This window comes from Caproiciproducens faecalis (genome assembly GCF_019448085.1).
GTDB classification, from domain to species: Bacteria; Bacillota; Clostridia; order Oscillospirales; family Acutalibacteraceae; genus Caproiciproducens; species Caproiciproducens faecalis.
Map to the genome: position 1 here is coordinate 332,299 of NZ_JAGFNZ010000001.1, position 14,588 is coordinate 346,886.

Below are 14,588 nucleotides of genomic sequence, written 5' to 3' on the forward strand. Positions count from 1 at the left end.
GAAAGCTGTTTCGAAAAATAACGGACGTGTAAACCGAGTACATAAAAACGCACAACCCTGCAAAACAGAGTATGTTTCAAGAGGTAGTATGGTATGAAAATAAAAGGCGTAATATTTGATCTGGACGGAACACTTCTTGATTCGATGGGTTATTGGAAGAATTTACGCATGGAATATTTGAAAAGGAAGAAAATCAATTTTCCACCGGGACTGGAACATACCTTGGTTAAAATGGGTTCTATGGAATCCGCGCAATATCTTCACATGAGATTTCATCTTGCGGATTCCGCGGAGGATATTAAGAACGAATTTGATGAGGAAATGACCTATCGGTATGAAAACTGTATCCGGCTAAAGCCCGGAGTGCTGGAAGTGCTGCAGCGGCTCACTGATAGGGACATCAAATTTTGCGCAGCCACTGCTACGGACCGTGCATTAATAGAAAAGCCGCTTAGAAGATTAGGAATCTATGAGATGTTCGCCGGAATATTGACCTGCCAAGAAGTCGGATTTAATAAGATGCATCCCAATATTTGGCGGGAGGGCCTTAAAATCCTTGATACGACACGCGATAATACCATTGTTGTAGAGGACAATATTCAGGCAAGCCGTACTGCAAAGGCAGACGGGTTCACAGTATACGCAATCTATGATGAAACGTCTAAGGACGAAAAGCAAATGCTTCAAGTACTTGCGGATCGCTATTTCAATTCATTTGAAGAGTTTTTAGATGATCTAAAGTAATGAAGCGATGGAATACGATAGTCGGAGAGACCTGTATGGCCTGTTTATTCAAATGATGAGAGGAATCAATATGGTAAGTCAAAAAGTGAAAATTCAACTAAAATACGGACTGCATGCCCGACCGGCCGGTACATTGGCAAAACTGGCGCAGCAGTATCCATGCGATGTCAAAATGCAGTTAAATGAAAAAATATTCAATATAAAATCAATCATGGGCGTGATTTCCGCTGGAGTAAAATGCGGTACGGAAGTCGAACTGATCTGCAATGGAACAGATGAGCGAAAAGCATTGCATGAATTGATTGGTGCGATTCAATCAGGTCTGGGAGAATAACAGAGATTTCATAAAATGGGCGGGGTTCATATAGCCCTGCCCATTTGTTTTCATATATGAATTCTAAGGAGGAAAAGGTATGACGGTTCTAAACGGGAAAGGCGTATTGGATGGGATTGCAATTGGGAAAATTGTGTTCTATCAGCGCAAAGGGCAGGAAGCAGTTAAACGTCATGTGGAAAATACGGAGGAGGAGCTCCGCCGCTATCAGGACGCAAAGGAGCAGGAAGCGGCAGATCTGAAGAAGCTGTATGAGAAGGCGCTCCATGAAGCGGGAGAGAAAAGCGCCAAGATATTTGAAATTCATCAGATGATTCTGGAGGATATCGATTTTTGCGATGCGATAACGGATACGATCAAATCGGAGCGGGTCAATGCGGAATATGCCGTGAAAAAGGCATGTGATACATATATTCAGACAATTTCCGCTATCGACGATCCTTACCTGAAAGAACGCGCCGCCGATATCAGGGATATATCGCAAAAGCTGATTGGAATCCTTACCAATTCTGAATCAGACACTTTTACATCGGAGGAACCTGTTATTATTGCCGCAGACGACCTCACGCCAAGTGAGACAGTGCAGCTGGATAAATCAAAAATACTCGCTTTTATTACCATAAACGGTTCGGTCAATTCCCACACTGCAATCCTTGCGCGGAGCATGAATATTCCCGCCGTGGTTGCCGTCGGAGAGGAACTAGGCTTGAAATATAACGGAAATAACGCAATTGTGGATGGAGCCTCCGGCCGGATATATATTGCACCGGACGCTGAGACGGTGAGACTTTTTTCTGAAAGGAGAGAAGCGAAAAAGGCGGAACAGGAACAGCTGCATTCTCTGAAAGGCAAAAAAAGCGTTACGATGGATGGAAAGGAAATTAATATTTATGCAAATATCGGCAGACCTGAAGACGTAGAGGCGGTTCTGCGCAATGACGCGGAAGGCATTGGGCTGTTTCGCAGTGAGTTTCTCTATCTTGGCAGAGAAACGTATCCAACCGAAGAAGAACAGTTTCAGGCTTATCGGTCGGTGGCGGAAAACATGCAGGGAAAGCAGGTTATCATCCGTACTCTGGATATCGGCGCGGACAAGCAGGCGGACTATTTTGAAATGCCAAAGGAAGCAAACCCCGCTATGGGCTGCCGTGCCATACGTATTTGCTTAACCAGACAGGATATTTTCAAAACACAGCTAAGAGCTTTGTACCGCGCTTCTGCATTTGGAAACATCGCAATCATGTTTCCCATGATTATTTCCGTGGGAGAGGTCAGGGCGATAAAGCAGATCATACATGCTGTCCAACTTGAGCTTTCCGGAGAAGGGGCAGCGTATAATCCGGAAACGAAGCTTGGTATTATGGTCGAAACTCCTGCGGCGGCTCTTATCAGCGATGAGCTTGCAAAGGAAGTGGACTTCTTCAGCATCGGTACCAATGATCTGACTCAATACACGCTGGCGATCGACAGGCAGAATCCAAGTCTGGAACATTTTTATGACGCACATCATAAAGCGGTGCTGACTCTTATCCGGATCACGGCTGAAAATGCTCACAAAAACGGTATTTTCGTAGGGATCTGTGGTGAACTCGGGGCGGATCTTTCCCTGACGGAAACCTTTTTAAGGATGGGAATTGACGAGCTTTCCGTATCGGCACCCTGTGTTTTGCCATTGCGAAAAAAAGTCATGGAAACCCGCATGGATCGTTAAATATTTCAGTGCAGGACCATATTGGTTTTGGGGTTATCTTTGCTTAATTCCAAGCTCTTACTGAGAACTATCGACGATTCTCCTGACAAGTATCGTTTTACGATCGCAAGCTTTTCTTCCCGGCTGTGAAAGGTATATCCTTTGCGCATGACTCTCACCTCATTTCTTAGTATACAACAAAAGATAGGAGACACGGTTTTTCGTGTCTCCTATCTTTATACCATTTCAATCATAAAAATCCGGTGGTCTTTTTGTATCCGGCAGGGATATAGAAGATGTGTTTTTTCTCTATGAGATCAGCATTTTAAAATTTGCCAAAAAGACTGAAATGAAGATTTAAAAAATAAAGAATATATCAGATCCAGCTTATTATTTGGTAATATTTGGTTGTATTAGATAAAAAATGAAAGTATAATGGAGAAAAAGAATATGACAAATTGGAAATTTTAATCTGTCAGCCCGATATATTTTTCTAATTAGATTAAATATATGACATTGTCAGCGAGTTTAGATGAGAAAAAGATTGGTGATAATATGGCGAAAAATCTTGCACATATCACTGAAATTGGTGGGAAAAAAATTGAGCAATCTGTGTTGACCCATTCTCTTAATGTGGCCAACTATGCAGCAGATAAGCTGAAAAGCATGAATCTCTATCATACTGCGTATCTGGCCGGCCTCTTGCATGACATGGGGAAATGCACTGGCAAATATCAGAATTACCTTGAGAAAGCTTCGCGCGGAGAAAACGTTGTTAAAGGAAGTGTGAACCACACCTTTTGCGGATGCATCTATCTGCTTCAACATTACCACACGGGCAGGCCGCAGGGCTTTGACACCATGACCTGCGAAATTCTTGCTTACACAATCGGCTCTCACCATGGGGAGTTTGATTGTGTTACGCTTGAAAATACCAGCGGTTTTGAGCACCGGCTGAACAAGGATGCCGCAGAAATAAGCTATGATGAGGCGGTGCGCAGTTTTCTTGCGGAATGTGCGTCAAGCGAAGAAATTGACCGCCTGTTTTTACTGGCACAAAACGAAATTACCGCGTTATTTCAAGCATTTAAAGCATGTTTTGGGAAAGACAGAGCACAAATCAGCTTTTTAATGGGACTGACAGCTCGTATGGTCTTATCGGCGGTCATAGACGGTGACCGTCGGGATACAGCGGAATTCATGAGCGGCTCAAAATTAGATTACCGTGACGTCTCAAAAGCATTGTGGTCAGATCAAACAGCATTCTTTGAGAAGAGAATCGCGAGCTTTGCTGCGGCAACGCCCATTAACCGGGCGAGGAACCATTTTTCAGAGCAGTGCCGTGATTTTGCGCAGAATTATGGCGGCGGCATTTATCGGCTGACGCTGCCCACCGGAGCAGGTAAAACACTTTCGGCGCTGCGCTATGCACTTTATCATGCAAAAACGTACGGCAAAAAGCGTATTCTGTTTGTCATTCCACTCCTGAGCATATTAGAGCAGAACAGCGCTGTCATCCGCAGTTACATACAGGATCAAAGCATTTTGACAGAGCACCATTCCAATGTGGTTAAAACGTTCGAAACGGTTAAGGAACTGGACAGATATGAACTTCTCACCGAAACGTGGGAATCCCCCATCATCATCACCACGCTGGTGCAGCTTCTAAACACGCTGTTTTCAGATAAAACGACCGCCATACGCCGCATGAGCGCGCTGTCCAACGCGATCATCGTCATTGACGAGATTCAGTCTTTGCCGAAAAAGACAACCAACATGTTCACGATGGCGCTGAATTTTCTGGCCTATGCCTGTGGCGCCACTATCGTGCTGTCGTCCGCGACCCAGCCTTGCTTTGACGAAACCGTCATGCCGCTGAAATATTCCGTTCCGGCTGATATTGTGCCTTATGAAAAAGAATCCTTCGAGGTGTTTAAACGGACGAAGATTGTCGATAAAACATCGCCCTACGGGATATCGGTAGAAGAACTGACCGATTTTTCGGCGGATTTATTAAAAACGGTTTCCTCGCTGCTGATTATCTGTAATACAAAAGAAAGCGCCTTAAAGCTTTACATCCAATTAAAGCAACAGTGCAGCGAATACCGGGTTTTTCATCTTTCGGCTTCGATGTGCATGGCGCACAGAACGGATACGCTCGTCCGCATCAATTCCGGCTTAAAAAACAGAGAAAAGACACTGTGCATCTCCACTCAGCTGGTCGAGGCGGGCGTGGATTTTTCTTTTGAAAGTGTTATCCGCGTGGCGGCAGGGATGGACAATATTGCGCAGGCATCGGGGCGCTGTAATCGCAGCAACGATTTTGGCGGCATATGTACTGTGTATGTGGTGAATTTTAATCAGGATGCTGAAAAGCTGGGCATGCTGCACGAGATTGAAGCAGCCCAGCGGTGCGCCGGGCTGCTACTACATAGATTTACCCAAGACCCCAAGCCCTATGCATACGACCTGTTAAGCGCAGAAAGTATGGCGCAATACTATCAATTCCTTTTTAACGACATCGATATAAAAGGAAAATTCAGTTACCCGCAAAAGCTGTCCTACGGCACTACCGAAAATTTGTTTGACCTGCTTGCGGATAACAGATTGCATATGGAACGGCCGGAGTTTAAAGGCAGGTATTTTTTGAATCAGTCGTTTAAAACCGCCGGGGAGTGTTTCAAGGTTTTTGATGAAAATACAACAGAGGTTATTGTCCCGTATAATGCCGAAGCGAAAGAGATCATAGCGGATTTATTTTCTCAAAAAGCCGCCTACGATGCTGGATTCCTGAAAGCGTGTATTGAAAAAGCAAAACCCTATACCGTGCAGATTTTCGAATACCAGAACAGAAAGCTGCAGGAATACGGAATGCTTTCATCAGAAAATCAAGGACATTTCACCGTATTAAACGAGCAGTGCTACAATGCCGAAACCGGATTAGTCATAGAAAACTTTATTTTTTGAAAGGAGGCATTCAAGTGCAGCACGAAAATATTGTCGAATTTGAAGTCAGTGGAGATTATGCTTTATTTTCCGACCCTATTACCCGCGTAGGCGGAGAAAAATTTACTTATCAGGTGCCAACCTACGAAGCGATGAAGGGAGTTTTGCAAAGTATTTATTGGAAACCGACCATCATATGGATTGTCGATTCCGTGCGTGTAATGAACCAGATACAAACCGAAACCAAGGGGATTCGCCCAATCAAGTATAGCGAAGGCGGCAACGATCTTTCCTACTATACTTATTTAAAGGATTGCCGTTATCAGGTGCGGGCGCATTTTATCTGGAATGAAAATCGGCCGGAATTAGCGGGAGACCGCAACGAGAACAAGCACCACAATATCGCTAAACGCATGATTGAACGCGGCGGGCGGCGGGATGTTTTTCTTGGGACACGGGAGTGCCAGGCCTATGTTGCGCCTTGCCGCTTCGGCGACGGCGAGAGCTTTTATGACGATACGCCGCAGTTGGATTTCGGCATGATGTACCATGGCATTACCTATGCCGACGAGGCTTATTCGGATGAAACCAAGGGGAAGATGACCGTGCGGCTGTGGCGGGCCGTTATGAAAAACGGCGTGATTGATTTTATCCCTCCTAATGAATGTATCCACCGTCCGGTGCGGGAAATGTATATCAAGCCATTTGGAGAAGAACTGAACAATTTTGCACCGGTAGAGTCGGAGGTGATTTGAATGGCATGGATGAACACGCTTTATCAAACCTATGAGGCAAATGCCCACATGGCCGGAAAACGGGTGGAGGGCGCACCGCTTTCACTGGTCGCTCACATGACGGCCAACGCGCAGATTGAAATCCTGATTAATCAGGACGGCGTATTTTGCGGCGCGCATTCTGTGGAAAAAGAAAATGCCAAAACGATCATTCCGGTGACGGAAGCCTCCGCTTCGCGTTCGAGCGGGGATGCGCCGCACGCCTTGTGCGACACCCTCTCCTACGTTGCCGGAGACTTCGGGCAGTATCTTTCGGACAAAAAATTGGCCGGTAAAACAGATAAAAAATTCGAAAAATATATTACTGCGCTGCAAAGCTGGGCGGAATCGCCTTTCTCACATCCAAAGGTAAGAGCCGTTTATGCCTATGCGGCCCAAAAACAGACGACACGGGATTTAATCCTGTCAAAGGTTCTTGAAACCGCTAATGGAAAGCTTTCAGATAAAAAGGTCAGCGGGTCTGCCTATGAAAAAGCGCTCGTGCGTTTCAGAGTAGTGGACAGCGAGCCGGATGCCGTTTGGCAGGATGAATCGCTCTTTCACTGTTACACCCAATATTATGTCAATTCACAGAGCGGTGAAAAGGATATCTGCTACCTTACCGGAAAAACCGATACCATATCGGTGAACCACCCGAAGGGCATTGTCGCCGCCAATTACGGCGCAAAGCTGATTTCTTCTAACGACAAGGATAATTTCACCTTTCGCGGGCGATTCAGTACTTCCGAACAGGCTTGTACCGTCAGCTATGAAGCCACACAAAAGGTACACAGCGCGCTGACTTGGCTGGCAGCCAGACAGGGCGTTACGGCAGGCACACAGGATAAGCGCACTTATATCTGCTGGAATCCGAACGGGAAAAAGGTGGTTGACCTTGAAGACCCTTTTGGACTGGAGGACGACGACGAGCCGCGTGCTTACACCGAAGAGGAATACAAAAAGCGCCTGATGAAAACCTTGAATGGATACCGCGGCGAGCTGGACAACAACGATGAGATTGTTGTAATCGGTCTGGACGCCGCGACAACCGGTCGCCTTTCCATCACCTATTACAACGAATTGAAGGGCACGGATTTTTATGACCGTCTGACCGACTGGGGTAAAACCTGCTGCTGGTACTTTACAAAGTTTTCGCTTGAAAAAAAGCCCTATGCCGCAGTACTGACCCCGCTGACAAAACAAATTGTTCTCTGCGCTTTCGGAACCGAACAGGGGAACTTTTTGGAGATAAGCGACAAGGTTATGAAAGAACAGTACCAGCGAATTCTTTACTGTATGCTGGACCGGCAGCCGCTGCCGCGGGATGTTGTTCACGCGGTCGCCCAGCGTGCTTCTATGCCGCAGGCCTATTCCTACGGCAACCGTGAACGGATTCTTTCAACGGCGTGTGCGCTGATTGCCAAATATTATAATGACAAAGGAGTGAATGTAAAAATGGCACTTGACCATGAAGACACCGACAGAAGCTATCTTTTCGGACGATTGCTGGCCGTGCTGGAAAAGACGGAGCGTTCCGCTTTTACAGTGGGTGAAACGCGAGAAACAAACGCCATCCGCCTGCAAAGCGCCTATGTCAATCATCCCATGAGCACATGGAGAATACTGGAGGACAAATTGAATCCGTATTTTCAGCGGATAAATCCGGGCTCAAGAAAATACTATAAAGATCTTATCTCAGAAATCACTGAAAAAATTGTCGTTTCCAATGCGGACATGCTAAACCGCCCGCTTGAAGAACGATATCTCATCGGCTACTACCTGCAGCGAGCAGAGCTTAATGCGTCACGCAGCAAAGACGAAAATAAAAAGGAGGATCAATAATCATGAAAGTACTTGAAAACAAGATCGACTTTGTGGTGCTTGTTTCGGTGACCAATGCTAATCCCAACGGAGACCCCTTAAACGGCAACCGTCCACGCACAACTTACACCGGAAATGGAGAAATCTCAGACGTTTGCATCAAAAGAAAGCTTCGCAATCGGCTTCAGGATATGGGCGAAAGCATTTTTGTCCAGTCTGACGAGCGCTGCGACGACGGATTTAACAGCCTGAGCGAACGCGCCAGTAAAACCATTACCGCCTATGATTCTAAAGATGATTATGCTGCACAGGCTTGTAGAAAATGGTTTGATGTAAGAGCCTTCGGGCAGGTCTTCGCTTATAAAAAAGGCAAGGATAAGGATAAAGAAGGTGTTTCAGTCGGTGTGCGGGGACCTGTGTCAATCCATCAGGCAATCAGCGTTTCTCCTGTGGATATCAACAGTATGCAGATCACCAAAAGCGTCAACAGCGAGCCGACAGAAGACGGCAAGAAAAGCTCCGACACGATGGGCTCTAAACATATGGTGGAATTTGGGCTTTATAAAATTAAGGGTGCCATCAATGTGCAGCTTGCCGAGAAGACTGGCTTCACCGAAGAGGATGCCGAAAAAATTAAAGAATGCCTGCGCACTCTTTTCATCAACGACAGTTCCTCCGCCAGGCCGGATGGCAGTATGGAGGTTGTTAAGCTTTACTGGTGGAAACACAATAACAAGATTGGGCAGTATTCTTCTGCCAAGGTACATAACACGCTGCAAATCAGCCAGAGGGACGGGGTGACATATCCCAGATCCGCACAGGACTATGAGATCACGCTGACGGCGCTTGAGGGCCTTGAACCTGAAATGATCGATGGCATATAACGAGGAGGATTTCCTGATGCTGTCAGGTATACAGCACTTTGCGTTTTGCCGTCGGCAGTGGGCCTTGATCCATATTGAACAGCTTTGGGAAGAAAATCTGCAAACGGTTGAGGGCGATCTGCTGCATGAAAACTGCCATGACGCCTATTTTTCTGAGAGCAGAAAAGAAGTGCTGATCTCTCGGGGCATGCCGATATTTTCCCGAAGTCTGGGCGCCAGCGGAGAATGCGATATCGTTGAGTTCAGAAAATCTGCCGATGGCATACCGCTGCACGGTAAAGACGGCCTTTATACCGTTTATCCGGTAGAATATAAGCATGGCGAACCCAAGGACAGCGATATTGATATTCTCCAGCTGGCGGCGCAGGCGGTTTGCTTGGAGGAGATGCTAAGCTGTGAAATTTCTAGCGGGGCGATATTTTATGGCAGGACAAAACGTCGGCAAAAAGTTGAACTGACAGGGGATTTAAAGGAGCGGGTCGGGTGCCTGTTTACCGAAATGCACGGTTATTTTCAGCGCGGATATGTCCCCAAGGTCAAACCGACCAAAAGCTGCAACGCCTGCTCGATTAAAAACCTTTGCCTGCCGAAACTGTGCAAAGTAAAATCCGTAAAGGATTATCTGGAGCAGAATCTCGGCGCCGAGGAGGCACAAACATGAAAAAACTTTTGAACACCCTTTATGTAACGACAGAAAACACCTATCTCGCTTTAGATGGAGAAAATGTTGTAATTCAAAGCGACGGCAATACACTGGGGCGGCTGCCGCTGCATATGATTGACGGCATCATGGCTTTCGGCTATATTGGCGCAAGCCCTGCACTGATGGGCAAATGCGCCGAGATGAACAAGTCGCTGGTGTTTCTAAAGTCCAGTGGGCGGTTTCTCGCGAAAGTCACGGGAAAATCCTATGGAAACATCCTTCTTCGCCGGGAGCAGTACCGCATCTGCGATAATGAAGAGCGTTCGCTGACTATTGCCAAAAATATCATCTCGGCAAAAATTGCAAACTGCAACACCGTTCTAAGCCGTGCTGTGCGCGACCATGCCATGCGGATTGACACCGACAAATTTGCTCAGGTTGGCGGGGTGCTTCAAAGCGGAAAGGTTAAATCCTATCATGCGCAAAGCGCCGACAGCCTCCGCGGAATCGAAGGTGAATGCGCCAATCTTTATTTTTCTGTATTTGATGCCATGATTTTGCAGCAAAAGGACGATTTTTTCTATCATGCACGGTCACGCCGCCCGCCCATGGACAATGTCAACGCGATGCTTTCGTTTTCGTACAGCCTACTTACTTCTATGTGTGTCAGCGCTTTGGAAGCGGTTGGTTTGGACGCTTATGCCGGTGTTTACCACACAGAAAGGCCGGGAAGATGTTCTCTGGCGTTGGATATGCTGGAAGAATTCCGCGCGTGTTTCGCAGACCGCTTTGTTCTTACGACCATAAATAAAAGAAGTATTTGCGGTAAAGATTTTGTTGAAAAAGAAAGCGGTGGTATTCTACTCACCGACGATGGACGAAAAAAGTTCTTATCTCTATGGCAGCAGAAAAAGCAGGAAGAAATCATGCACCCCTTTCTGCAGGAAAAAGTTGAGTGGGGGCTTTTGCCATATGTACAGGCTATGCTTCTGGCAAAATATGTTCGCGGGGATATTGACGAATACCCGCCGTTTATCTGGAGGTAGGCGATGCTTGTTCTTATAACCTATGATGTAAATACCCAAGACGCTCAGGGCGGCAAGCGGCTGCGCAAGGTGGCGAAAGCTTGCGTCAACTACGGGCAGAGGGTACAAAATTCTGTTTTTGAATGTCTTCTATCTCCCGCAGAATTATGCATTGTAAAAAATCAACTGCTCAATATCATGGATAATCAAAAAGACAGTTTGAGAATTTACAATCTGGGCAACAACTATAAAACGCGTATCGAACATTATGGTACCAAACAAACATATTCCCCGGAAGATCCTATGATTTATTAGCACGAATAGTAAGTACACATAGAATTGCAGGGATATTCGCGCCTGAATTTTGGCTAGTTTCTTCCAATAAAGGACTCTGAGTATACCAATGCCCAAATTTATATATTTATCATTACTAAAGAAACGGAATCAACGAATAAGAAATTTGTTGATTCCGCAGTCGTCCCTCCCACGAGGGACGTGGATTGAAATTTACCCCTGCGCAACCACTGAATAATCTTGTATGGTCGTCCCTCCCACGAGGGACGTGGATTGAAATACTTTAAAACTATTAAGACGGCTAAAAATCTTGAGTCGTCCCTCCCACGAGGGACGTGGATTGAAATATCTATGACTAACAATGTTTGATGCTCTCTGAACGTCGTCCCTCCCACGAGGGACGTGGATTGAAATTGCTTGCCGCCGGACGTATATTTGGCACAATTGGTCGTCCCTCCCACGAGGGACGTGGATTGAAATCTGTTTTGAATGACTACGATTATATTTGTGTGCGTCGTCCCTCCCACGAGGGACGTGGATTGAAATTCACCTACTCAGTACCGGAGAAATAACCAACCGAACGTCGTCCCTCCCACGAGGGACGTGGATTGAAATTTCTTGCCGGTGAAAGCCTTTTTACGCCAGCAAGTCGTCCCTCCCACGAGGGACGTGGATTGAAATTGTTTCTTTGGTAACATCGAAATATTCGACTTTTGTCGTCCCTCCCACGAGGGACGTGGATTGAAATACTGCATTCAGCAGTTGAAAAATCATTGTAAAAGTCGTCCCTCCCACGAGGGACGTGGATTGAAATGCGGCTCCTGTTGAATCGGTGCGCATTGTTCTGGCGTCGTCCCTCCCACGAGGGACGTGGATTGAAATCAAAAAACTTTCTCACGCTCCGCAAGCCAGTGAAGTCGTCCCTCCCACGAGGGACGTGGATTGAAATAATCTCAACAAGCAAATTTGCCTGTGCCGCGATAAGTCGTCCCTCCCACGAGGGACGTGGATTGAAATATGTTGCTTGACAAATTTCCTTATCTCCGGGTAGTCGTCCCTCCCACGAGGGACGTGGATTGAAATTACATTAATCACCATTTTAAAGTGGTGAAGATTGGTCGTCCCTCCCACGAGGGACGTGGATTGAAATCGTATCGTATTTATAAGCCATCGTCATGGCGTAGTCGTCCCTCCCACGAGGGACGTGGATTGAAATCGTTTGGACTTGTGTCTGCCTTGACTGCATAAATCGTCGTCCCTCCCACGAGGGACGTGGATTGAAATACCACCGGACTTGATGTAGAGTAGGATGTTGCAAAAGTCGTCCCTCCCACGAGGGACGTGGATTGAAATGCTCAGATTTGGGAAGTAGGGTTTCATTGCCCTGGTCGTCCCTCCCACGAGGGACGTGGATTGAAATCACTTCAGCGGTCAGCGCCGGAATATCGGTGCGGGGTCGTCCCTCCCACGAGGGACGTGGATTGAAATTTTCAGCGTCGGATCGTCGCCTTTGCCGGTATCGTCGTCCCTCCCACGAGGGACGTGGATTGAAATTATGTGGGGAAATGTTTGGACTTGATATTATCCGGGTCGTCCCTCCCACGAGGGACGTGGATTGAAATCACCTTGCCCGTTTGGATATTGCCTGTGATGATGTCGTCCCTCCCACGAGGGACGTGGATTGAAATTTTGAGCTCCGCAACATAAAGTTTATCTTTCATGTCGTCCCTCCCACGAGGGACGTGGATTGAAATAGAGCCTTCCGGCTTTGGCAATGAGGGGCAAAAGTCGTCCCTCCCACGAGGGACGTGGATTGAAATCTATCAGCTATCATGAGAAGCGCACAGACGCCCTGTCGTCCCTCCCACGAGGGACGTGGATTGAAATTTATCTCTTGCCAACAGTGAAAACAATCGTTATCGTCGTCCCTCCCACGAGGGACGTGGATTGAAATTGGAAGTGGTGAGTTTATGGATTGGGAATTAAGCAGTCGTCCCTCCCACGAGGGACGTGGATTGAAATATTCCTCCTTTATTGAGTATTTCCATAATATTATGTCGTCCCTCCCACGAGGGACGTGGATTGAAATCCGGTAAAAGCCTGATACCAGTAAGCTGTGGCGGTCGTCCCTCCCACGAGGGACGTGGATTGAAATTATGAATCCAAAGGCTGGATGATCGGAAAAAACAGTCGTCCCTCCCACGAGGGACGTGGATTGAAATCAGTACCATTTCCCCTTGACTTAGCTTTGCGTACGTCGTCCCTCCCACGAGGGACGTGGATTGAAATTGCTTGCCGCCGGACGTATATTTGGCACAATTTGTCGTCCCTCCCACGAGGGACGTGGATTGAAATCAATTTGTCACATTCGATTTGCTTATTCCTAACGTCGTCCCTCCCACGAGGGACGTGGATTGAAATTCGTGGTCGTAGTAATACTGGATGCTTTACACCAAAGGACAACTCAATCTGCAGGCAAGCGGCATTGAAACCAAAGAGACAAAACATAGTATGGAACAGTCCGGAGATATGCGGGAAGTACTGCCGGATATTATTTCATTTCTGCAGAATGAAACGAACCTTACCCGCCGCACAATCGTGCGTATCTTGACAGAGAGCAAAACCCTGCCTCTGTTTAAAAAGAACCCGCAAACCTATATGGATGAGGCAGCCAAGATGATTGTCCGCAAGATGAGGTTGTTTCTGGTTGACGGCATCAAATACACGAAAATCGGCGACAGTGAATTTTATGCACAGGAGTTGTTTGAGAGCGAAGAGCTTTCCGGCTATCTTTCTAAGAATATGGTGAACAGCACAAAATCTCCATTTGAGTATGTAGTTTATGATTCAGGCAAAGAACTTGAGTTTGCAGAGAAATTTGAAGATAATGAAGATATCAAAGTTTATGCGAAACTCCCGGACTGGTTTATCATCAATACCCCTTTAGGTGGTTATAATCCGGACTGGGCAGTTCTTGTCAATGTTGACGGTGAGCAGAAGCTCTATTTTGTTGTGGAAACCAAGGGTAATATCAATTCAGAGGCTTTGCGGCCGACCGAGTTAGACAAGATTGAATGTGGCCGCAAACACTTTGAAGCGTCGGGCAACACGATCCTATTTAAAGAGGCAGACGATTTTGATAAGTTCATTGAAAATGTGAGAGCTTGAAACTTTTAAGGAGAAATAGAAATGTCGGATATAAAATATGAAATCAGTAAGGAACTCGGCGTTTTATCGGAAAATGCAAAAGGCTGGAAGAAAGAGCTAAACCTGGTCTGTTGGAACGAGCGCGATGCAAAATACGACATCCGCGATTGGTCGGAAGGACACGAAAAGCTTGGCAAAGGGGTTACATTGACTGGCGAAGAAATCAAGAAACTGCGTGATATTTTGAATAATATAGATTTGTAAGTGCTTTCGTTCCTTTGCGTGAT

12 protein-coding genes and 1 CRISPR repeat array are annotated in these 14,588 nt (G+C 46.5%); all 12 genes read left to right on the top strand.

The genetic code is table 11. The features are described from left to right. Positions 1 to 93 precede the first annotated feature (93 nt). Entirely contained in the window at positions 94 to 744 is a 651-nt protein-coding gene (locus tag J5W02_RS01570) for an HAD family hydrolase (RefSeq protein ID WP_219963897.1), read from the top strand. Between the two features lie 70 nt (positions 745 to 814). Then, positions 815 to 1,078, top strand: a complete 264-nt coding sequence (locus J5W02_RS01575; RefSeq protein WP_219963898.1) for an HPr family phosphocarrier protein — start codon at positions 815 to 817, stop codon at positions 1,076 to 1,078. A gap of 79 nt (positions 1,079 to 1,157) precedes the next feature. Beyond that, positions 1,158 to 2,789: a phosphoenolpyruvate--protein phosphotransferase gene (gene ptsP, locus J5W02_RS01580; RefSeq protein WP_219963899.1), complete on the top strand. Its 1,632-nt coding sequence runs from the start codon at positions 1,158 to 1,160 to the stop codon at positions 2,787 to 2,789. Between the two features lie 534 nt (positions 2,790 to 3,323). Beyond that, entirely contained in the window at positions 3,324 to 5,735 is a 2,412-nt protein-coding gene (gene cas3, locus J5W02_RS01585) for a CRISPR-associated helicase Cas3' (RefSeq protein ID WP_219963900.1), read from the top strand. Positions 5,736 to 5,749: 14 nt separating this feature from the next. Next, on the top strand, positions 5,750 to 6,469 hold the full coding sequence (gene cas5c / locus J5W02_RS01590) for a type I-C CRISPR-associated protein Cas5c (protein ID WP_219963901.1): 720 nt from the start codon (positions 5,750 to 5,752) through the stop codon (positions 6,467 to 6,469). After that, entirely contained in the window at positions 6,470 to 8,329 is a 1,860-nt protein-coding gene (gene cas8c / locus J5W02_RS01595; protein ID WP_219963902.1) for a type I-C CRISPR-associated protein Cas8c/Csd1, read from the top strand. Positions 8,330 to 8,331: 2 nt separating this feature from the next. Beyond that, positions 8,332 to 9,192 (top strand): type I-C CRISPR-associated protein Cas7/Csd2, encoded by an 861-nt coding sequence (cas7c, locus tag J5W02_RS01600; RefSeq protein WP_219963903.1) that lies wholly within the window; start codon positions 8,332 to 8,334, stop codon positions 9,190 to 9,192. Further along, positions 9,182 to 9,853, top strand: coding sequence for a CRISPR-associated protein Cas4 (gene cas4 / locus J5W02_RS01605; RefSeq protein WP_219963904.1), 672 nt, complete (start codon positions 9,182 to 9,184; stop codon positions 9,851 to 9,853). Before cas7c ends, cas4 begins: the two co-directional genes overlap by 11 nt. Then, positions 9,850 to 10,881: a type I-C CRISPR-associated endonuclease Cas1c gene (cas1c, locus tag J5W02_RS01610; RefSeq protein WP_219963905.1), complete on the top strand. Its 1,032-nt coding sequence runs from the start codon at positions 9,850 to 9,852 to the stop codon at positions 10,879 to 10,881. The genes cas4 and cas1c overlap by 4 nt, the downstream gene beginning before the upstream one ends. Before the next feature lie 3 nt (positions 10,882 to 10,884). Further along, positions 10,885 to 11,175 (top strand): CRISPR-associated endonuclease Cas2, encoded by a 291-nt coding sequence (gene cas2 / locus J5W02_RS01615; protein ID WP_219963906.1) that lies wholly within the window; start codon positions 10,885 to 10,887, stop codon positions 11,173 to 11,175. Positions 11,176 to 11,334: 159 nt separating this feature from the next. Next, a CRISPR array of direct repeats spans positions 11,335 to 13,575; the repeat unit is 33 nt; unit sequence GTCGTCCCTCCCACGAGGGACGTGGATTGAAAT. A gap of 21 nt (positions 13,576 to 13,596) precedes the next feature. After that, complete coding sequence (locus J5W02_RS01620; protein ID WP_219963907.1) at positions 13,597 to 14,322, top strand: restriction endonuclease; 726 nt, start codon at positions 13,597 to 13,599, stop codon at positions 14,320 to 14,322. Between the two features lie 21 nt (positions 14,323 to 14,343). Further along, positions 14,344 to 14,565 carry a YdbC family protein gene (locus J5W02_RS01625; protein ID WP_219963908.1) on the top strand — a complete coding sequence of 74 codons (222 nt, stop codon included), beginning with the start codon at positions 14,344 to 14,346 and terminating at the stop codon, positions 14,563 to 14,565. Positions 14,566 to 14,588: the final 23 nt, after the last annotated feature.

Bases quoted from the DNA above. Each gene is read 5' to 3' on its own strand.
- J5W02_RS01570 (WP_219963897.1), top strand. From the start codon at position 94: ATGAAAATAAAAGGCGTAATATTTGATCTGGACGGAACACTTCTTGAT.
- J5W02_RS01575 (WP_219963898.1), top strand. From the start codon at position 815: ATGGTAAGTCAAAAAGTGAAAATTCAACTAAAATACGGACTGCATGCC.
- ptsP (WP_219963899.1), top strand. From the start codon at position 1,158: ATGACGGTTCTAAACGGGAAAGGCGTATTGGATGGGATTGCAATTGGG.
- cas3 (WP_219963900.1), top strand. From the start codon at position 3,324: ATGGCGAAAAATCTTGCACATATCACTGAAATTGGTGGGAAAAAAATT.
- cas8c (WP_219963902.1), top strand. From the start codon at position 6,470: ATGGCATGGATGAACACGCTTTATCAAACCTATGAGGCAAATGCCCAC.
- cas7c (WP_219963903.1), top strand. From the start codon at position 8,332: ATGAAAGTACTTGAAAACAAGATCGACTTTGTGGTGCTTGTTTCGGTG.
- cas4 (WP_219963904.1), top strand. From the start codon at position 9,182: ATGGCATATAACGAGGAGGATTTCCTGATGCTGTCAGGTATACAGCAC.
- cas1c (WP_219963905.1), top strand. From the start codon at position 9,850: ATGAAAAAACTTTTGAACACCCTTTATGTAACGACAGAAAACACCTAT.
- cas2 (WP_219963906.1), top strand. From the start codon at position 10,885: ATGCTTGTTCTTATAACCTATGATGTAAATACCCAAGACGCTCAGGGC.
- J5W02_RS01620 (WP_219963907.1), top strand. From the start codon at position 13,597: ATGCTTTACACCAAAGGACAACTCAATCTGCAGGCAAGCGGCATTGAA.
- J5W02_RS01625 (WP_219963908.1), top strand. From the start codon at position 14,344: ATGTCGGATATAAAATATGAAATCAGTAAGGAACTCGGCGTTTTATCG.